The organism is Streptomyces sp. NPDC051320 (assembly GCF_040682175.1).
Taxonomy (GTDB): Bacteria; Actinomycetota; Actinomycetes; order Streptomycetales; family Streptomycetaceae; genus Streptomyces.
On sequence record NZ_JBFBAL010000010.1, the window covers coordinates 202,766 to 221,897 of the forward strand.

Consider the following 19,132-nt stretch of genomic DNA (forward strand, 5'->3'; position numbering starts at 1 on the left):
CGCCCGCCTGACGACCGAGCAGGCCTGGCCGCGCGCAGGCCTGCTCCCCGGTGACTCTCAGGTGCGCAGGTAGGAAGCGCCGTTGAGGTCGAGCACCGTGCCCGACGACCACTCGGCGAGGGATGACGCCAGCCAGAGCACCGCTGCGGCGATCTCATCGGCCGACGCCACCCTGCCGAACGGCGACTGGGCCCGGATCGCCTCGCCCTCCGCGCCGCTCAGCCGGTCCGCGACCCGCTCGGTCTCGAAGAAGCCGGGCGCGACCGAAGCCACACCGATCCCGTACGGCGCGAGGGAGACCGCGAGCGACTGGCCCAGCGCGTGTACCGCGGCCTTGGTCGCGCCGTACGCGGGGTGCTCGGGCTCCCCGCGAAACGCGCCACGCGAGCCGATGTTGACGATCCGGCCACCGGTGCCGCCGTCGATCATGCGGCGTCCCGCGAGGTGGCTGAGGTGCGCCGTGGCGAGCAGGTTGACGGCGACGTGCTGCTGCCACACGGCCACCCACTCCTCGTAGGGCGTCTCGGGCAGCGGATGGCGCTCGTTCACCGCCGCGTTGTTCACCAGCACGTCGATACCGCCCAGCCCCTCGGCGGCGCGCCCGGCGACATCGGCCGCCCGCGCCGGATCCGAGAGGTCGCCGCCCACCAGCACATGGCCGGTACCGGCGAGCGATTCCAGGGTTCGCAGCGCGTCCGCTTCACGGGATCCGTAATGCACCGCGACCCGGTCGCCGTTGGCCGCGAAGGCCTGGGCCATGGCGCGTCCGAGACCGCGGGATGCCCCGGTGATGAGGACGCGCCGGCCGGTTGTCGGGAATTGCATGAGGAAAAGCCTCTCGAAGTAGTGCGTCGTTCAACTGCCGTTTATACGCGGACGGGACGGTGAGCCCGAAACGACTCAGCCGTGCGTGTTACGTCAGGAGACTCGCGATGCCGCTCAGCCGCAGGGAATTCACCGGACAGTCCGTGATCGCCGGTGCGGGAGTGGCCCTCACCGGGACCGTCGGAGCCCTGGCCACCGCCCCCGGCGCGCTCGCCGCCACCGAACCCTCCGGGGCCGCAGGCCACGGGCACAAGAGCCACCGGGCGGAGCCGGGCTACGGCGCTCTGGTAGCCGACCCGCAGGGCCTGCTCGCGCTGCCGGCGGGTTTCTCGTACCGCGTCATCACCCGCACCGGGGTGACCTCGCTCGACTCGGGCGAGACCACCCCGTCGAACCACGACGGCACGGCCGCCTTCGCGGGGCCGCACGGTACCACCCTGCTGGTCAACAACCACGAGCTGGGCGGCGCCCGCTCGAAGCTTCCGCACCCGGTACCGCATCCCGAGGGGCTGGTCTACGACCCCGCCGCGGGCGGCGGCTGCACGGTCGTCGAGGTGCACCGCAGCGGCGAGGTCGCCGAGTGGGTGGGTATCGCGGGCACGTCCACCAACTGCGCGGGCGGCAGCACCCCGTGGGGCACCTGGCTCACCTGTGAAGAGACCGAGGACAAGGCCGGCGCCAACGGCATGACCAAGGACCACGGCTACGTCTTCGAGGTGGACCCGCAGGACCGCAGGGCCAATCAGCAGCCGCAGCCGGTCAAGGCCCTGGGGCGCTATGCCCACGAGGCCGTGGTCGTCGACCCCGGTAGCGGTCGGCTCTACCTGACCGAGGACGCCGCGGGCCCCAACGGCCTGCTCTACCGCTGGACCCCGCCGGCCCACGGTTTCCGGCACGGTCGCGGGCAGCTGCGCCACCTCCCCGGCACGGCCGGTGAGCTGCAGGCCACGAAGTGCTACGACCGGCACGGCACGTTCGTCGACGACCTGTCGCGCGCCACCCGGACCGGCACGGTCTACGGCGTCGACTGGGTGGATGTGCCGGACCGCGACGCGAAGACGGTGTCGGTGCGCAAGCAGTTCGCCGACGGTGAGGTCACCCGCGCCCGGAAGCTGGAGGGCATGTGGTGGGCGGACGGCGGGGCCTACATCGTGTCCTCGTTCGCCCGCGGCGAGAGCCCCGTCCAGCACGACGGACAGGTGTGGTTCTACGACCCCCGGCGGCGGACGCTGACCCTGAAGGTGCTGCTGGGCGTGAACCGCGCCCCTGCCGAGGACGGCGCCTTCGACGGCCCCGACAACATCACCGTCTCGCCGTACGGCGGCCTGGTGATCGCCGAGGACGGCGAAGGGGTCCAGCACCTCTTCGGCGCCACCGACACCGGGCGTACGTACCCGATCGCCCGGAACGAGCTCAATATCGGCACCGCACAGGAACCGCAGTACAGCGAGTTCACCGGCGTCACGTTCTCACCGGACGGCCGGACGCTCTACGCGAACATCCAGACGCCGGGCATCATGATCGCCATCACCGGCCCCTGGAAGCGCCAGAGCCGCTGATCCGACCACGCCTCACCGCTGTCCCGCGGCCCGGAATCCGGTGGCCGCAGGCCCGGCCGCGGGACAGACATGGCGTGAGGGGGGCTTGCGGGCGCATACTGACAGCAATGACTAAGTCAGCCGGATCCCGGCGCCACCTGCCCTCCAGTCCCTTCAACCGCCCGGCCCAAGCTGCCGCACCGATCGAGATCTTCGATGTGGGAGACCGGGTTTCGCATGACCAGTTCGGACTCGGAAGAGTCGTCGGAATCGAGGGCGACAATGACGCCGTGCTCATCGACTTCTCCGGGCGTCAGGGGAGGATTCTCAGCCCTTACGCCAAGCTGACCAAGCTCTGAGTCCGGCCAGGACAGGCCAGTTTCCGGCAAGTACGGCATGAGGTGACCCGGTGGATACCGGGTCACTTTCCGTATGCCGTCGTCACCCCGACGGAGGGAGCGGCGCGCCGGGTCGGCTAGGCCGCCGGCTCGATCCGGTCCTGGATCGCGGCGGCCCACTCCGTGAGCAGCACCTCGTAGTCCTCGGAGGGCCACTCGGCACCCGTCGCCTGGGCATCGACGAACCGGCGGATGGCGTCGTTGGCCTCGGAGGCGGAAGATGTGGTGGACATGTGAACAAGGCTAAGGCCTGCCACTGACAGTTAACCCTCATCTGCGCGTGGTATCAGTCACGTGCTCGACAAGCAACCATGTCGTCGGTCACATGCACTGGGTACAGCCGCAGGTCAGAGGGGGGAACGCGGCGCCGCCGCAGGCGAGTTCGGCCACACCGACCCCCCTCTTCCTGGTGCGACGCTGCTCACACGGGTGGATCCAGCAGGACCGACCCCTGGCTGATGCCTTCTTTCAGGGAGAGGCTGCCGTCACTGACGGCGATACAGGTGCCGGCGTCCATGGTGAGCGTGGCCGTCGGCCGGTCGGCGGGGCCGTCACCGTACAGCGGTTCGCCGCCGTCGGTCCGTACATGGAAGACGCCTTCGTCCAGACGGACCTCGATCACCCCCACGCCCAGGTCGCCGAGACGCCGCGCCAGCGGAATCGCGAACCAGTGTGCCCGGACCGCGTCGGTGGGCCGGCGCTCGGCCAGCTCCGGTGCACCCCAGTCGGCCAGCGCGGTGAGGACCGGCAGCAGCTCGCGCCCGCGCGGGCTGAGCTCGTACACGAACGCCACGCCCGGCGGTGGCAGTCTGCGCCGGCTGGTCAGGCCGTCGCGCTCCATGTCCTTGAGCCGGGAGGCGAGCACGTCCGTACTGACGCCGGGCAGGTCGGCGTGCAGGTCGGTGTAGCGGCGCGGACCGGCCAGGAGTTCTCGCACGATCAGCAGGGTCCACCGGTCCCCCACGGCATCGAGGGCGCGGGCCGCGGGGCAGTACTGGTCGTAGCTTCGGCGGGGCATGGGACGCAGTCTAGACAACAAGTTGGACTTTCCAAGCTGCCACTTGGTAAAACCAAGTGACGCAAGTGAGACCTGGGAGGGCCACGGCATGGAGTTCCGCCAGTCCAACAAGCTGAGCGAGGTCTGCTACGAGATCCGGGGCCCGGTGATCGAGCAGGCGAACGCGCTGGAAGAAGCTGGTCACAGCGTGCTGCGCCTGAACACCGGCAACCCGGCCCTCTTCGGTTTCGAGGCCCCGGAGGAGATCGTCCAGGACATGATCCGGATGCTGCCCCGGGCGCACGGCTACACCGATTCGCGGGGCGTGCTGTCCGCACGGCGTGCCGTCGTCCAGCGATACCAGGACCTGGGTCTCACCGATGTCACCGTCGACGACGTCTTTCTCGGAAACGGTGTCTCCGAGCTGATCTCGATGGCGATGCAGGCGCTGATCGAGGACGGCGACGAGGTCCTGATCCCGGCCCCGGACTTCCCGCTCTGGACCGCGGTGACCACGCTGGCCGGCGGCAGGGCGGTGCACTACATCTGTGACGAGTCGGCGGACTGGAACCCCGACCTCGAGGACATGGCGGCCAGGATCACCGACCGCACCAAAGCCATGGTGATCATCAATCCCAACAATCCGACCGGCGCGGTCTATCCCCGGGAGATCGTCGAGGGCATGCTCGATCTGGCCCGCCGCCACGGTCTGATGGTCTTCGCCGATGAGATCTACGACCAGATCCTGTACGACGACGCGGTCCATCACAGCGCGGCGTCCCTCGCACCCGACCTGGTGGTGCTGACCTTCTGCGGTCTGTCGAAGACCTACCGGGTGGCCGGTTTCCGCTCGGGCTGGCTGGTCGTCACCGGCCCGAAGCAGCACGCGAAGAGCTATCTGGAGGGCCTGACGATGCTGGCCTCCATGCGGCTGTGCGCCAACGCCCCGGCGCAGTACGCCATTCAGGCCGCGCTCGGCGGCCGGCAGTCCATCGGCGAACTGACCGCGCCGGGCGGCCGTCTGCACGACCAGCGCGACCGGGCGTGGCAGAAGCTCAACGAGATCCCGGGCATCTCGTGCGTGAAACCGAAGGGTGCGCTGTACGCCTTCCCGCGGCTGGATCCCAAGGTTCACCAGGTCCAGGACGACGAGAAATTCGTCCTGGACCTGCTGCTCCGCGAAAAGATCCAGGTCGTGCAGGGCACCGGCTTCAACTGGCCGCGGCCCGACCACTTCCGGATCCTGACCCTGCCGTACGCCGACGACCTCGAAGCGGCGATCAGCCGCATCGGCCGCTTCCTCAGCGGCTACCGCCAGTGACGGGGGCAGGCCGGCGTCCGCCGGACCGACGTGGCCGTCCCACCGGTCAGAGCGTCTGGGCTCCGGGCTTGACCATGCCACGGACCGTGCGTGACTTCACGAAGTCGCCCACCGCCGTCATCTCCCACTCCCCGGAGAACTGCTTGATCAGCTTGGCCATCAGCACACCGGTCTGCGGCTCCGCGCCCGTCAGATCGAAGCGGACCAGCTCCTCGCCGCTGGCCGCGTCGATCAGCCGGCAGTAGGCCTTCGCCACCTCGGTGAACTTCTGGCCGGTGAACGAGTTGACCGTGAAGACCAGGCCGGTCGCCTCGGCGGGGATCCGGCCGAGGTCGACCATGATGACCTCGTCGTCGCCCGCACCCTCGCCGGTCAGGTTGTCACCGGAGTGCTTGATCGCGCCGTTCAGGATGGACAGCTTGCCGAAGTAGCAGCTGTCGATGTGGTTGCGTTGCGGGCCGTAGGCGATGACCGAGGCGTCGAGGTCGATGTCCTTGCCACGGAAGGCCGGTTCCCAGCCGAGACCCATCTTCACCTGCGAGAGCAGCGGCTTACCTGCCTTGACCAGGGACACCGTCTGGTTCTTCTGCAGACTGACCCGGCCCTTGTCGAGGTTGATCCGCCCGGTCGCGGCCGGTGCCGGCGCGGCGGGTTCCGGGGCGGCCGGGGGCGTGGTGGCGGCCGGCGTCGGAGCGGCGACCCGCGGGTCGGCCACCGGCGCCGGCGGTGCCTGCGGCATGGGCGGGAGGGTCGTGGCGGCCGGCGTCGGCGCAGCGGCGGCCGGCTCCTCCACCGAGACACCGAAGTCCGTCGCGATACCGGCCAGCCCGTTCGCATAGCCCTGTCCCACCGCACGGACCTTCCAGGCGCCGTTGCGGAGATAGATCTCCACGATCACCAGCGCGGTCTCGGTGCCCAGCCGGGGCGGGGTGAAGGAGGCCAGTGTGGCGCCGTCCTGGGCGTTGCGGACGGTGGCGGTGGGCTCGATGCCCTGGAAGGTCTGTCCGGCCGCGTCCGGGCTCGCGGTGACGACGATCTTCTCGATACCCGCCGGGACCGCCGCGGTGTCCACCACGATCGCGTCCGGCGCGGAACCGCCACCGGAGCGGTGGGTGACACCGGGACCGGACGGCTGGTTGTAGAAGATGAAGTCGTCGTCGGAGCGCACCTTGCCGTCTGCGGTGAGCAGCAGGCCCGACACGTCGAGCCGCACCGGTGCGGTGACGTCCACCGCGACATGGGTGGTCGGGAGCGGGATGTTCGAGCCAGGGGTCATTGCGGTCATGTCCGGAGCAACGAGCGGAGGCCCTGTGCAGTTCCGCGAATTCTTTGCAGTTTCTTGAATCTTCTTCGGACTTCTCCGGCACGTCCCGCAGTGACGGCTCAGCTCCCGGGCAGCACCACGATCTTCCGTCCGAGGCCCGCCTTGAAGCGGTCCAGCGCGTCCGGGTAGCTCGCCAGCGGCAGCCGGTCGCTGATGAAGACCTCCGGATCCAGAGCCCCTGCGGCGAACAGCTCGGCAGCCCGCTCGTAGCTGTGCAGCACCGCCATCGAGCCGGTGATGGTGATCTCCTGGTTGTAGATGCGGTACGGGTCGATGGTGGCCCGGGTCGCGTAGTCGGCGACGCCGAACTGCAGGTAGGTGCCGGCCTTCGCGACCCGGCCCAGGCCGTCCTGGATGGCCGCCGCGTTCCCGGTGGCGTCGATGACGACGTCCCAGCCCCGGGATGCCCGGCCCAGCTCGTCGGCGGCGCGGGCCGTGCCGCTGCAGCCGAGTCCCCGGGCGGTGACCAGCCGTTCCTCGTTGATGTCGACGACGTCGACGCTCGCCGCGCCGGTCCGCTTGGCCAGCTCCAGCATCATCAGGCCCATCGTCCCCGAGCCGTAGATCAGCACGTGGGCGGCGAGCCTGCTGTTCAGTACGTCGTAGCCGCGCACCGCGCAGGACAGTGGCTCGATCAGCGCCGCGTCCTCGGTCCTGACCTGGTCGGGCAGCTTGACGCAGTTGGCCGCGGGCGCCACCGCGTACTCGGCGGCACCACCCGCCGTGGTCACCCCGATCGCCGCCCACTTCTCACACATGTTGTTGTGGCCGATGCGGCAGTAACGGCACTCGAAGCAGTACAGCGAAGGGTCGACGGCCACCCGGTCCCCGGCCGCCAGCGAGGTGACCTCGCGGCCCAGCGCGACGACCGTGCCGGCGAACTCGTGGCCGGGCACCACCGGCAGGGTGGGAGCGAACTCGCCCTGCAGGATGTGCAGATCGGTCCCGCACAGTCCGCAGGCGGCCACCTCGACGACCACCTCCCGCGGTCCGGGGGTGGGGTCGGGCACCTCCCCGTACACGACCTTGCCGACGGATTCGATGATGGCGGCCTTCATTTCACGGCTCCCAGCGAAAGGCCCTGGACCAGTTTGTCCTGGGCGGCGAACCCTGCGGCGAGTACCGGCAGGGAGATGACGAGCGACGCGGCGCACACCTTCGCCAGGAACAGGCCCTGGCTGGTGATGAAGCCGGTCAGGAAGACCGGCGCGGTCTGCGCGACCACCCCGGTCAGTACCCGGGCGAAGAGCAGCTCGTTCCAGCTGAAGATGAAGCAGATCAGTGCGGTGGCCGCGATACCGGGTGCCGAGATCGGGGCGACGATCCGGGTCAGGATCACCGGCAGCCGGGCGCCGTCGACCCGTGCGGCCTCGATGATGGCCACCGGCACCTCGGCGAGGAAGGACTGCATCATCCACACCGCGATCGGCAGGTTCATCGAGGTGTAGAGGATGACCAGCAGCCAGATGTTGTCGAGCATCCCGGTGTTCTTGGCGAAGAGGTAGATCGGCAGCAGCCCGGCCACCACCGGCAGCATCTTGGTGGAGAGGAAGAAGAACAGGACGTCGGTCCACTTCTTCACCGGCCGGATGGACAGCGCGTACGCGGCCGGCATCGCGAGCAGCAGCACGAACAGCGTCGAAGCGACCGAGGCCACCGCCGAGTTGATCAGCGCGGGCCAGGGACTGGCACCGCCGCCCGCGCCGAAGAAGTCGCGGTAGCCGTCGAGGGTGAGCGAGGCGGCCAGCGATGGCGGGTTGGTGGCCGCGTCCGCCTCCGCGTGGAAGGAGGTGAGCGCCATCCAGGCGATGGGGAGGAAGAAGAGGATCCCGGCGAGCCAGGCGACGAGACCGAGCGCCGCGCCCTTACCGCGCGGGGTACGCCGGGTGCCGGCCGACGGGCCGGGCGGTGGGCCGGCGGCGCCGACCGGGGTGCCGGTGGATGTGTCGAGAGACGTCATGCCCGGGATGCCTCCTCGTTGAAGAGGGACGAGACCACGCGGAGCGCGAAGGTCGCGATGATGATCGTGCCGATGACCACCAGCACGCCTGCGGCGGAGGCCAGTCCGTTCTCATGTGCCTGGTAGAAGGCCTGGTAGACGGTGTACGGGAGGTTCGCGGTGCCCAGGCCGCCCGAGGTGATGGTGAAGACCGCGTCGAAGTTCTGCACGATGTAGATCGAGCCGAGCAGCGCGCCGAGTTCGAGGTAGCGCCGCAGGTGCGGCAGTGTCAGGTGGCGGAAGATCTGCCAGCTGCCCGCCCCGTCGATCCGGGCCGCCTCGATCAGTTCCGGCGAGCGGCTCTGCAGTCCGGCCAGCAGGATCAGCATCATGAACGGTGTCCACTGCCAGATGAGCGACGCCTCCACCGCGAGCAGCGGGGTGTTGGACACCCAGTCCGGCTGTGGTGCGCCGTTGCCGCCGATCCAGTGCAGCACGCCGTTGAACAGCCCGTACTCCGGGTTGTAGAGGACGTGCTTCCACAGCAGCGCCGCGGCCACCGGCACCAGCAGGAAGGGGGCGATCAGCAGCGTGCGGACGAAGCCGCGGCCCTTGAAGCGGCGGTCCAGCAGCAGCGCCAGGATCAGCCCGAGCACCAGGCTGACGAGCACCACCGCCACGGTGAGCAGCACGGTGGTGTACACCGACTTGCGCAGCGCCGGATCGGTGAGGACATCGGAGTAGTTGGCGAATCCGGTGAAGTGCCGTGCGTCGGGGTAGAGCGCGTTCCAGTTGAAGAAGGAGATCACCACCGTCGCCACGAAGGGCAGTTGGGTGACGGCGATCATGAAGATCAGGGCGGGGAGCAGCGGGGCCCGGGTGACCCAGGCGCGCAGCCGGCCGTGGGCCGGTGGCGCGAGGGCGGGCAGGGTCGGAGCGGCGGTTGCAGTCATCGTCCCTCGTACTCCTTCGCGATCTTCGAGGCGAGCCGCTGAGACGCCTTGATGGCCGAATCCACCGACTGGCGCCCGGCGATGGCGGCACTGATCTCCTGGGAGACCTTGGTGCCGAGGTCGGTGAACTCGGGAATGCCGACGAACTGAATGCCGGGCGCGGGCCTCGGCTGCACCCCGGGATCGTTCGGCCTGGCGCTCTTGATGGCGTTGAGGGTGGTGTCCGCGAAGGCGGCGGAGGCCTTGCGGTAGGAGGGGTTGGCGTACGTGGAGGCGCGTTTGCCGGCCGGGGCGTCGGACCAGCCCGTCTCCTTGCCGACGAGCTCCTCGTACTCCTTGCTGGAAGCCCAGGAGATGAACTTCCAGGCCTTGTCCGGATTGCGGGATGCCTTCTGGACGCCCCAGGCCCAGGTGTAGAGCCAGCCCGAGCTGCTGGTCTTCTGCACCGGCGCCGGAGCGTAGCCGATCTTGCCCTTGACCGGGGACGAGGCCGATTCCAGTGATCCCGCGGCGGATGTGGCGTCGTACCACATCGCGGTCTTGGACTGGGTGAGGTCGTTGAGGCACTCGGCGAAACCGGACTGGGCGGCGCCCGACTCGCCGTGCTTGCGGACCAGTTGCACATAGAAGTCCACGGCCTGCTTGAAGGCGGGGGAGTCCAGCCGGGCTTTCCAGTCCTTGTCGAACCAGGTGCCGCCGAAGGTGTTGACGACCGTGGTCAGCGGTGCGATCAGCTCCCCCCAGCCGGGCAGACCGCGCAGACAGATGCCCTTCATGCCCGGCTTCGCGCCGTCGGCCTTCGCGGCGAGGTCGGCGACCTGCTGCCAGGTGGGATGGGCGGGCATGGTCAGGTGCTTCTGTGCGAAGACGTCCTTGCGGTACATCAGGAAGGAGGACTCGCCGTAGAACGGCTCACCGTAGAGCTTCCTGTCCTCGCCGGTGAGGGACTGGCGCAGCGCGGGCAGGATGTCCTGCTGGTCGAACGCCTGGTCCCGGCCCGCGTACGTCCCCAGTTCGCGCAGCCAGCCGTTCCTGGCGTAGATGGGTATCTCATAGTTGCTCAGGGTCGCGACGTCGTACTGCCCCGCCTGGTTGGCGAAGTCCTGGCTGATCTTGTCGCGGACATCGTTCTCGGGGAGGACGGTGAAGTTCACCTTGATGCCGGTCTCCCGGGTGAAGTGTGCGGCGGTGAGCTTCTGCAACTCCGTCATCTGCGGGTTGTTGACCATTAGTACGTTGATCGAGTTCCCGCCCGATCCGGTTCCTCCGGCGCCGGCCCAGCAGCCGGACAACAGGCTGGTGAGCAGGGCGCCGGCGGTGGCCTGCACGAGCACGGAGCGCGTCCTGCGCCGGCTCTGACTTCGCATGGATTGCTCCTCGGGTGGTGAGACTCAGACGCGGATGACCTGCGGCCCGAGCAGGGAGTAGCGGTGGGCTTCGGACGGCGGGAGCAGCGTGCTCGTGACGATCGTTTCGAAGTCGGTCACCTCGGCGAAGCGGCAGAAACCGGCCGCCCCGAATTTCGTGTGGTTGCCGACGAACACCCGGCGCCTTGCCGATCTGACCGCTTGCGCCTTCACCTCGCCGACCGCCGGGTCGGGGGTGGTCAGACCGTGTTCGCGGGAGATGCCGTTGGCGCCGATGAACGCCAGGTCGATGACGAACCCGGCCAGCATCCGGGTCGCCCAGTGATCGACGGTGGCCAGCGTGCCGGCCCGGAGCCGGCCGCCGAGCAGCAGTACGCCGGTGTTCTCGGCGACCGCCAGCGCACCGGCGGTCTGCAGGGAGGCGGTGACCACGGTGAGTGGGCGGTCGTGCGGCAGCGCCTCGGCGATCAGCTGCGGGGTGAAGCCCTCGTCGACGAAGACCGTTTCCGCGTCACCGAGCAACTGGGCGGCGGCGGCGGCGATCCGGCGCTTCTCGGGGACGTGCATGGTGGTGCGGAAGTCGAGGGTGGTCTCGAAGCCGGCGCTCTCGACCGGGTAGGCCCCGCCGTGCGTACGCCGGACCAGGCCGTGGTCCTCCAGCGCCCGCAGGTCGCGGCGCACCGTTTCCTTGGCGACACCGAGCAGCACGGAGAGTTCGGCGACATCGACCGAACCCGACCGTCTGGCGGCCTGGACGATCTCTCGCTGTCGTTGTTCCGCGTTCGCGGACACGGTGCCTCCTCGGTGGTGCCACGCGTAGGTGTTGCCACGCGCTGTGGGGTGATTTCTACCGCCGCCCGCCTGACGTGAATAGGGCAGGAACGGGCTCGGTCCTGCCCGTTTGTGCCCGCTTCGATGGGCGGTTACGCAGGTCCGACCAGGGGAGGCCGTGCCCGTCCGGGCATGACAAAGGCCCGTCCGGTAGACCGGACGGGCCCGTTTGCTGCCCGCATCCCGCAGGACGCGAGGTCACGCGGGGCGCGCGGGTACTGCTGTCGAGGGTGCGGTGCGGCTCCGCTCAGTAGGGCCAGATGGGCGGGTCGGTGAGGAACGGGCCGCCGAGGTGCGATTGCGCGGGGTCGGCCGGGTCCAGTTCGCCCTGCTCGGCGATGAGCTTCTCCGCGTACTGCTCCGAGTCGTCCTGCGGCTCGTAACCCAGCGCCCGCGCCGACGTGAGGTCCCACCACAGCCTGGTGTTGGCGGACGATCCGTAGACCACCGTGTGCCGGACGTCCTCGGCGGTCAGCGCGGCATGGAAGAGGCGGGCGCCGTCGCCGGGGCTCATCCAGACCGACAGCATCCGGACGGAGGTGGGCTCCATGAAGCAGGAGCCGATCCGTACCGAAACCGTCTCCTGGCCGAACTTGTCCCAGTACAGCTGCGCCAGATCCTCGCCGAAGCACTTCGAGAGGCCGTAGTAGGTGTCGGGCCGGCGCGGGGTGTCGATCGGGATCAGTGCGCCCGAATCGAGCGGGAGCTCGCCCTCCGGGCTCGGGGTGTAGCCCACCGCGTGGTTGGAGGAGGCGAAGACGATCCGTCCGACGCCCTCCGCGCGCGCCGCCTCGTACAGGTTGTAGGTGCCTTCGATGTTGGCCCGGAGAATTTTGTCGAACGATGACTCCAGCGAGATGCCGGCCAGGTGGATGATCGCATCGACGCCTCGGACGGCCTCGCGCAGTGCTTCCCGGTCGGCCAGGTCCGCGGTGATCGCCGTCGGCTCGCCCTCGATCGGGGTGACGTCGAAGAGGCGCAGCTCGTAGCCGTAAGCGGGCAGCAGACCGCGCATCAGGGTGCCGAGGCCTCCGGCGGCTCCGGTGAGCAGGATGGTGCGGGGAGCGGGCATCAGCGGGTCTCTCCTCGAGGGGCCGACGTTCACATGGATGGCATTCACATGCATGGACAAGCTAAGGAGCCCCGTGGGACCCGTCAAGTGTCGCGCGGAGGGCCGAGTTCCACCGCCGACTCGGTGTTTTCTGCCTTGACCGGTCCCGCCTGCTGACTTAGCGTGGACATCGTTCAGAAATGTAGACGCAGATCAGGTTTGTGCACATCTGCACGGTGCACGACCGGAACTGTGCACAACGGAATGCCCCAGGGAGCGCCCCCGTGTCCTCAGCCCCGCTCGCCGGCCGACTCGATGGCCTGCTGTTCTTCCCCGTCACCGCATACGGGCCGGACGGCGCCATCGACCTCGATGCCTTTCGCCTTCATGTGCGCCGCGGCATCGACGACGGTGCGGCAGCGGTCTTCGCCTGCTGCGGCACGGGCGAATTCCACGCCCTCGCGCCCGAGGAGTTCGGGGCGGTCGTCGCCGCCGCGGTCGAGGAGAGCGCCGGCCGGGTCCCCGTCGTGGCCGGCGTCGGCTACGGCACCGCGCTCGCCGTCCAGTACGCGAACCTCGCCGAACAGGCCGGAGCCGACGGGCTGCTCGCCATGCCGCCCTACCTCGTGGTGGCGGACCAGGACGGGCTGCTGCGCCACTACACCGAGCTCGCCACGGCCACCGCGCTCGACGTCATCGTCTACCAGCGCGACAACGCCGTGTTCACCCCGGAGACCGTCGTCGCGCTCGCCCGGGTCGAAGGGATCATCGGAGTCAAGGACGGGCACGGCGACCTCGACCTGCTGCAGCGCATCATCAGCGCGGTGCGCACCGAACTCCCCGGCCGCGACTTCCTCTACTTCAATGGACTGCCCACCGCCGAACTCACTGCTCCGGCCTACCGGGCCATCGGCGTGACGCTGTACTCCTCGGCGGTCTTCTGCTTCGCTCCCGACATCGCCCTCGCCTACTTCCGGGCGCTGCGCTCCGGCGACGACGCGCTGGTGAACCGGCTGCTCGACGGCTTCTACCGGCCGCTGGTCGAACTGCGCAACCGGGGGCGCGGTTACGCGGTGTCGCTGGTCAAGGCCGGTGTACGGCTCGGCGGCCTGGACGTCGGCGAGGTCCGCGCGCCGCTGAGCGAACCATCGGCCCCCCATGTGAAGGCGCTCACCGAGATCATCGAGCACGGCCGTGCGGTGCTGACGGCTGCGGAGGGATCGGAGTGAAGACCGCTGCCTTCGTCTATCCCTGGGATGTCGTCGGCGACCCGGACGCCGCCTCGCGTATCGCCGACCTGGGTGTCCAGCAGGTCACCCTGGCGTCCGCCTACCACTCCACGCGCGCGCTGACGCCGCGCCATCCGGAGCACCGGATCGTGACCGCCGCTCACGCGTCCGTGCTCTACCCGGCGTCCGGCGCACGGTGGGCCGGACGTGCACTGCGCCCGTACGCGGCCGGGGCCTGGGCGCCGTCCGCCGACCCGTTCGCCGAGGCCGCCGCCGCGCTCGCCGGAGCCGGCCTCGATGTGCACACCTGGGTGGTGCTCGCGCACAACTCCCGGATGGGCGCCGAGCATCCCGGCACCTCGGTGGTCAACGCCTACGGCGACCGTTATCCCTGGGCGCCCTGCATCGCACAGCCCGCGACCCGCGACTATCTGACCGACCTCGCGGCCGAGGCAGCGACCCGCCCCGGCGCGCTCGGCACCGAACTGGAGTCCCTCGGCTGGTACGGGCTCGCCCATCTGCACGCCCACGACAAGATCGCCGGGGTGCAGCTCGGCGAGGCCGGTCACTACCTGATGTCGCTCTGCTTCTGCCCCGCCTGCGCCGACGGCTACCAGCAACTCGGCGTGGACGCGGAAGAGCTGAGCGTCGCGGTACGGCGCGGGCTGGAGCCGGTGTGGTCCAGCGGGACCTCCGGCGCCGGATGGCCGGCGATCGAGAAGCTGCTCGGCGCCGACCTCGCCGCGGCCACGCTCACCTGGCGTACCCGGACCGCCCGGACCTTGCAGGAACGGGCGATCGCCGCGGTACGGGCCGCTGCCGCCCCCGGCTTCCAGGTCCTGCTGCACGCGGACCCGGTCGCCCACCACTGCGGAGCCAACGCCGGCGTCGATCCCGGACACATCCTGGCGGTCGCCGACGGCGTGGTCGTGCCCTGCGCGGGCGACCCCGCGCTGCTGACCCCCTTCGCCGCGCACCGCAGGCCCGGCACGGTCCTCGCCGCCAACTTCACCGTGGTCTCCGGTATGGGCGGCAGCCCGGCCACCCTGGCCGACGACGCCGCCCGCGCCGCCGGACTCGGCGCGAGTGAACTGCGGCTGTACCACGCGGGACTGGCGTCGGACACCGACCTCGGGCTCGTGCGGGCCGCGCTGGCCTGATCCCGGAGCATGCTGTTCTGACCGCTCACGGACCCAGCGATGAGTTTCTCCGGTCCGGAGAGTCTGACCCTGTTGTCGACAACATTCCTTGTCGACGACGGCGGTCGCCAGCGCCGATTCGGCGGCGTCGGTGACGACGGTGTGGGTGCCGTAGACCACCGGACGGCGAAGAGGAGCCAGAGCCGCCCCCGGGAGTCGAGGGCCCCGAGGGAGAGGATCAGTCACCGACATGGCCAGGTTCGACCGGACGAGCAGTGGGCGGCGGCGGACCCGGTCGGCGACCGCGCCGAGCAACGGCCCCGCCGGCGTCGGCGCCCACATCGCGAAGACGGTCAGTCCGGCCAGACTGTCCGAGCCGGTCAGGGACCTGGCCCAGCTGCCGGACGCCGGCCACATGGCGTTGGTGCCGAAAGAGTTGACGATCGTGCCTGTCAGATCCAGGGCCGCATCGCGGTCCCGCAGGACCCTCGCTCGTGACCATTTCACCAGGCCGGCGTGGCAGCTGAGGGGTACTCGGCGGATCGGGCAGATGCCTTGGCAGGACCGGCACCGACCGCTTGGGCAACCGAATCACTGGTGCGCGAAGCATTGACGAACGGCTGTCACGGGCCTAGCTTCAACGCGTCGTACTTCGTACGTCATATATGAGACGCGATACGCGATATGCCATACACGGACCTGGTACGCGCCCCATACGTGACACCTGATACGTGAGATCTGAGAGCGCCCATGACCTTTGCCCCGAGCCCGATCCCTTCCCGGACCCAGTACGTCCTGGAGGCGATCAAGCACTCCATCCTCACCGGGCAGCTCAGCCCGGGGCAGGCCCTGGTCGAGACCGAGCTGGCAGCACAGTTCGGGGTCTCCAAGACCCCGGTACGCGAAGCACTCAAGACGCTCGCCGGCACCGGGCTGGTCGTCATGAGCCAGTACAAGGGCGTCACCGTGCGCACCGTCGACGCCGCCATGGCACGCGAGGTGTATGACGTACGACTGCTGCTCGAGCCGGAGGCGCTGAAGAGATCCATTCTCCGCAAGGCGTCCCTCCAGGCCGCCCGGGAAGCCCTGGTACGGGCCGACGGTGCCGAGGACCGGGCCGAACGCTCCCTCGCCAACCGTGAGTTCCACCGGGCCCTCTACCTGCCCTGCGGCAATCCGCTGCTCGCGAAGATGCTGGACGAGGTACGCGACCAGGCCGCCCTGGTCTCCACCGTCGCCTGGGCCGCCGACCCCTCCTGGGACCGGGAGGCAGGCGAACACCGGGAGATCCTGCGGTTCGCCCTGGACGGGGACGTCGAGCGTGCGGCACGCACCCTGCACAACCACATCGCCGGCTTCGTGGAACGGGCCTTCCCCGATTCCGGGATGTCCGGAGCGTCCGGCAGGTCAGCAGGATCCGAAGGAGCGGAAGCCCGATGAACTTCCAGCCACTGCGCACCGCGCTCGCCGATGTCGTAGCGATCCCCGTGACGCCCTTCGACGCAGACGGCGCGATCGACGAGACCGCACACCGAGCTCTGCTGCGCCGGCTCATCGACGGCGGCGTCCGGACGCTGACCCCCAACGGCAACACCGGTGAGTTCTACGCCCTCACGCCCGCCGAACGGACCCGCGTCACCGAACTGACCATCGAGGAGGCAGCGGCCGGGGCGGTCCCCGGCACCGGTGCAGGGGCGGTGGTGCTGGTCGGAGTCGGCCACGATGTTCCGACCGCGGTCGCCGCGGCACGGCACGCCCGGGAGTGCGGGGCGCAGATGGTGATGGTCCATCAGCCCGTCCACCCGTATGTGTCGCGGGGCGGCTGGGTCGACTACCACCGGGCCGTCGCGGACGCCGTGCCGGAACTCGGTGTGGTGCCCTACCTGCGTAACCCGCACCTTCCCGGAGCCAGCATGGCCGAGCTCGGCCGGCTCTGCCGCAACGTCATCGGGGTGAAGTACGCGGTCCCCGACGCGGCGCGCTTCGCCGCTTTCGCCCGTGACGCGGGCCTCGACCGCTTCGTCTGGATCGCGGGACTCGCCGAGCTGTACGCGCCCTCGTACTTCGCGGGCGGCGCCGCCGGCTTCACCTCGGGACTCGTCAATGTGGCGCCGAGCGTCTCGTTGGCCATGCTGGAGGCTCTGCGGGCCGGCGACAGCGCCGCCGCCATGAAGGTCTGGGAGCAGATCCGCCCCTTCGAGGAACTGCGCGCCGCCGATCAGTCCGCCAACAACGTCACCGTGGTCAAGGAGGCGCTCGCCTCGCTCGGGCTGTGCCGGCGGGACGTGCGGGCGCCGAGCCGGGTACTGGACGAGGCGCAGCGCGCGGAGGTCGCCGACCTGGTGGCGGGGTGGGCGATATGAGGTTCGACAACTCCGAGCCCACGACCGCTTCCACCGACGCCCGCCAGACCGGTAGCTCCTCCGCCGGCACCCCACCGGCCGGTACCTCCCGCAGAAGGCCGGATCAGCTGCGCAGCCACCAGTGGTACGGCACCGACGGTCTGCGCTCCTTCAGCCACCGGGCCCGCACCCGCCAGCTCGGCTATCTGCCCGAGGAGCACCTCGGCAAGCCGGTCATCGCGATCCTCAACACCTGGAGCGACATCAACCCGTGCCACGTCCATCTGCGCGACCGGGCGCAGGCGGTCAAGCGCGGAGTCTGGCAGGCCGGTGGGTTCCCGCTGGAATTCCCGGTGTCGACCCTGTCGGAGACCTTCCAGAAGCCGACCCCGATGCTCTACCGCAACCTCCTCTCGCTGGAGACCGAGGAACTGCTCCGTTCCTATCCGGTCGACGGCGCGGTGCTGCTCGGCGGCTGCGACAAGTCCACCCCCGCCCTGCTGATGGGCGCGGCCACCGTCGACCTGCCCACCGTCTTCGTCCCCGCGGGCCCGATGCTGCCGGGCCACTGGCGTAACGAGGTCCTCGGCTCGGGCACCGACATGTGGAAGTACTGGGACGACAAGCGGGCCGGTCTGATCGGCGACTGCGAGATGGCGGAGCTGGAGAACGGGCTCGCCCGCTCGCCCGGCCACTGCATGACCATGGGCACCGCGTCCACCCTCACGGCCGCAGCCGAGGTGCTCGGCGTGACCGTCCCCGGTGCCTCCTCCATCCCGGCCGTCGACTCCGGTCACGACCGGATGGCCGCCGCCTCCGGGCTGCGGATCGTGGACCTCGTCCACCAGGACATGAAGCTCTCGAAGATCCTCACCGCCGAGGCGTACGAGGACGCGGTGGCCACCGTGCTCGCGCTCGGCGGTTCGACCAACGCCGTCATCCATCTCATCGCCATGGCGGGCCGCTCCGGGATCAAACTCACCCTCGACGACTTCGACCGCATCGCCCGCACGGTCCCGGTACTCGCCAATCTCCGTCCGGGCGGCCGCTATCTGATGGAGGATTTCCACTTCGCCGGCGGCCTCCCGGCCTTCCTGGCCCAGTTGACCGATGTGCTGCACCTGGACCGGCCCACCGTCTCCCACGCCACCCTGCGTGACCAGCTCGAAGGCGCTCTCGTCCACAACCCGGATGTGATCCGCCCCCGCGAGAACCCGCTCGCCGAAGAGGGCGGCGTCGCCGTGCTGCGCGGCAACCTCTGCCCCGACGGCGCCGTCATCAAGCACATCGCGGCCGAGCCCCGGCTGCTCACCCACACCGGCCCCGCGGTCGTCTTCGACGACTACCGGACCATGCAGAACACCATCAACGACCCCGCACTGGGCATCACCGCCGAGCACGTCCTGGTGCTGCGCAACGCGGGCCCCAAGGGCGGCCCCGGGATGCCCGAGTACGGGATGCTGCCCATCCCCGACCATCTGCTCAAGCAGGGGGTCCGCGACATGGTGCGGATCTCCGACGCCCGGATGAGCGGTACGAGTTACGGCGCCTGCGTGCTGCACGTCGCGCCGGAGTCCTACGTCGGCGGTCCGCTCGCGCTGGTGCGCACCGGGGACCTCATCACCCTGGACGTACCCGCCCGCACCCTCCGACTCGAGGTGTCCGACGAGGAGCTGGAGCAACGCAGGGCCGCGTGGACCCCGCCACCCACCCGGTACGAGCGCGGCTACGGCGCTCTCTACAACGAACAGGTCACTCAGGCCGACACCGGCTGCGACTTCGCCTTCCTGGCACGGCCGGGACAGGTGCCGGACCCCTACGCGGGCTGACCGAACCGCCTGATCGCCCCGCCCAACGTTCCACCCGCACGACGTCCCA

18 protein-coding genes are annotated in these 19,132 nt (G+C 69.7%); 8 read left to right on the forward strand and 10 right to left on the reverse strand.

Annotated elements, in window-relative coordinates:
• Positions 1 to 57: 57 nt before the first annotated feature.
• Positions 58 to 825, reverse strand: a complete 768-nt coding sequence (locus tag AB0M87_RS22900) for an SDR family oxidoreductase (RefSeq protein WP_365855750.1) — start codon at positions 823 to 825, stop codon at positions 58 to 60.
• Between the two features lie 107 nt (positions 826 to 932).
• Between AB0M87_RS22900 and AB0M87_RS22905 the strand changes: the two genes are divergently transcribed.
• Positions 933 to 2,384 carry an alkaline phosphatase PhoX gene (locus tag AB0M87_RS22905; protein WP_365855752.1) on the forward strand — a complete coding sequence of 484 codons (1,452 nt, stop codon included), beginning with the start codon at positions 933 to 935 and terminating at the stop codon, positions 2,382 to 2,384.
• Between the two features lie 107 nt (positions 2,385 to 2,491).
• A complete protein-coding gene (locus AB0M87_RS22910; protein WP_365855754.1) occupies positions 2,492 to 2,722 on the forward strand; it encodes a CarD family transcriptional regulator in 231 nt (76 codons plus the stop codon).
• 116 nt (positions 2,723 to 2,838) lie between these two features.
• Here the strand turns inward: AB0M87_RS22910 and AB0M87_RS22915 are convergent, their stop codons facing one another.
• Together AB0M87_RS22915 and AB0M87_RS22920 are read right to left on the reverse strand one after the other, a co-directional pair.
• Positions 2,839 to 2,994 (reverse strand): hypothetical protein, encoded by a 156-nt coding sequence (locus AB0M87_RS22915; protein ID WP_365855756.1) that lies wholly within the window; start codon positions 2,992 to 2,994, stop codon positions 2,839 to 2,841.
• Positions 2,995 to 3,182: 188 nt separating this feature from the next.
• On the reverse strand, positions 3,183 to 3,779 hold the full coding sequence (locus AB0M87_RS22920) for a helix-turn-helix domain-containing protein (RefSeq protein WP_365855758.1): 597 nt from the start codon (positions 3,777 to 3,779) through the stop codon (positions 3,183 to 3,185).
• Positions 3,780 to 3,867: 88 nt separating this feature from the next.
• Between AB0M87_RS22920 and AB0M87_RS22925 the strand changes: the two genes are divergently transcribed.
• Positions 3,868 to 5,079, forward strand: a complete 1,212-nt coding sequence (locus AB0M87_RS22925) for a pyridoxal phosphate-dependent aminotransferase (protein WP_365855760.1) — start codon at positions 3,868 to 3,870, stop codon at positions 5,077 to 5,079.
• A gap of 46 nt (positions 5,080 to 5,125) precedes the next feature.
• Here AB0M87_RS22925 and AB0M87_RS22930 read toward each other — a convergent pair whose 3' ends face one another.
• The 7 genes from AB0M87_RS22930 to AB0M87_RS22960 all read right to left on the reverse strand — a co-directional run bounded on the left by AB0M87_RS22930 (position 5,126) and on the right by AB0M87_RS22960 (position 12,565).
• Complete coding sequence (locus tag AB0M87_RS22930; RefSeq protein WP_365855762.1) at positions 5,126 to 6,364, reverse strand: TerD family protein; 1,239 nt, start codon at positions 6,362 to 6,364, stop codon at positions 5,126 to 5,128.
• 98 nt (positions 6,365 to 6,462) lie between these two features.
• On the reverse strand, positions 6,463 to 7,461 hold the full coding sequence (locus AB0M87_RS22935) for a zinc-dependent alcohol dehydrogenase family protein (RefSeq protein ID WP_365855764.1): 999 nt from the start codon (positions 7,459 to 7,461) through the stop codon (positions 6,463 to 6,465).
• Positions 7,458 to 8,363 (reverse strand): carbohydrate ABC transporter permease, encoded by a 906-nt coding sequence (locus tag AB0M87_RS22940; protein WP_365855766.1) that lies wholly within the window; start codon positions 8,361 to 8,363, stop codon positions 7,458 to 7,460. Before AB0M87_RS22940 ends, AB0M87_RS22935 begins: the two co-directional genes overlap by 4 nt.
• The gene (locus AB0M87_RS22945) at positions 8,360 to 9,295 is read right to left on the reverse strand and encodes a sugar ABC transporter permease (RefSeq protein WP_365855768.1); all 936 of its coding nucleotides are present in this window, start codon (positions 9,293 to 9,295) and stop codon (positions 8,360 to 8,362) included. Before AB0M87_RS22945 ends, AB0M87_RS22940 begins: the two co-directional genes overlap by 4 nt.
• Entirely contained in the window at positions 9,292 to 10,662 is a 1,371-nt protein-coding gene (locus AB0M87_RS22950) for a sugar ABC transporter substrate-binding protein (RefSeq protein ID WP_365855770.1), read from the reverse strand. The genes AB0M87_RS22945 and AB0M87_RS22950 overlap by 4 nt, the downstream gene beginning before the upstream one ends.
• A gap of 24 nt (positions 10,663 to 10,686) precedes the next feature.
• A complete protein-coding gene (locus AB0M87_RS22955) occupies positions 10,687 to 11,454 on the reverse strand; it encodes a DeoR/GlpR family DNA-binding transcription regulator (protein ID WP_365855772.1) in 768 nt (255 codons plus the stop codon).
• A gap of 286 nt (positions 11,455 to 11,740) precedes the next feature.
• Positions 11,741 to 12,565 (reverse strand): NAD(P)-dependent oxidoreductase, encoded by an 825-nt coding sequence (locus tag AB0M87_RS22960; RefSeq protein ID WP_365855774.1) that lies wholly within the window; start codon positions 12,563 to 12,565, stop codon positions 11,741 to 11,743.
• A gap of 263 nt (positions 12,566 to 12,828) precedes the next feature.
• Here AB0M87_RS22960 and AB0M87_RS22965 point away from each other — a divergent pair, with 263 nt between their 5' ends.
• The 5 genes from AB0M87_RS22965 to araD all read left to right on the forward strand — a co-directional run bounded on the left by AB0M87_RS22965 (position 12,829) and on the right by araD (position 19,083).
• The gene (locus tag AB0M87_RS22965; RefSeq protein ID WP_365855776.1) at positions 12,829 to 13,773 is read left to right on the forward strand and encodes a 5-dehydro-4-deoxyglucarate dehydratase; all 945 of its coding nucleotides are present in this window, start codon (positions 12,829 to 12,831) and stop codon (positions 13,771 to 13,773) included.
• Positions 13,770 to 14,933: a hypothetical protein gene (locus tag AB0M87_RS22970; protein ID WP_365855778.1), complete on the forward strand. Its 1,164-nt coding sequence runs from the start codon at positions 13,770 to 13,772 to the stop codon at positions 14,931 to 14,933. Before AB0M87_RS22965 ends, AB0M87_RS22970 begins: the two co-directional genes overlap by 4 nt.
• Before the next feature lie 729 nt (positions 14,934 to 15,662).
• Positions 15,663 to 16,352, forward strand: a complete 690-nt coding sequence (locus AB0M87_RS22975; protein WP_365855780.1) for a GntR family transcriptional regulator — start codon at positions 15,663 to 15,665, stop codon at positions 16,350 to 16,352.
• Entirely contained in the window at positions 16,349 to 17,275 is a 927-nt protein-coding gene (locus AB0M87_RS22980; RefSeq protein ID WP_365855782.1) for a dihydrodipicolinate synthase family protein, read from the forward strand. Before AB0M87_RS22975 ends, AB0M87_RS22980 begins: the two co-directional genes overlap by 4 nt.
• Positions 17,272 to 19,083: an L-arabinonate dehydratase gene (gene araD, locus AB0M87_RS22985; RefSeq protein ID WP_365855784.1), complete on the forward strand. Its 1,812-nt coding sequence runs from the start codon at positions 17,272 to 17,274 to the stop codon at positions 19,081 to 19,083. Before AB0M87_RS22980 ends, araD begins: the two co-directional genes overlap by 4 nt.
• Positions 19,084 to 19,132 lie beyond the last annotated feature (49 nt).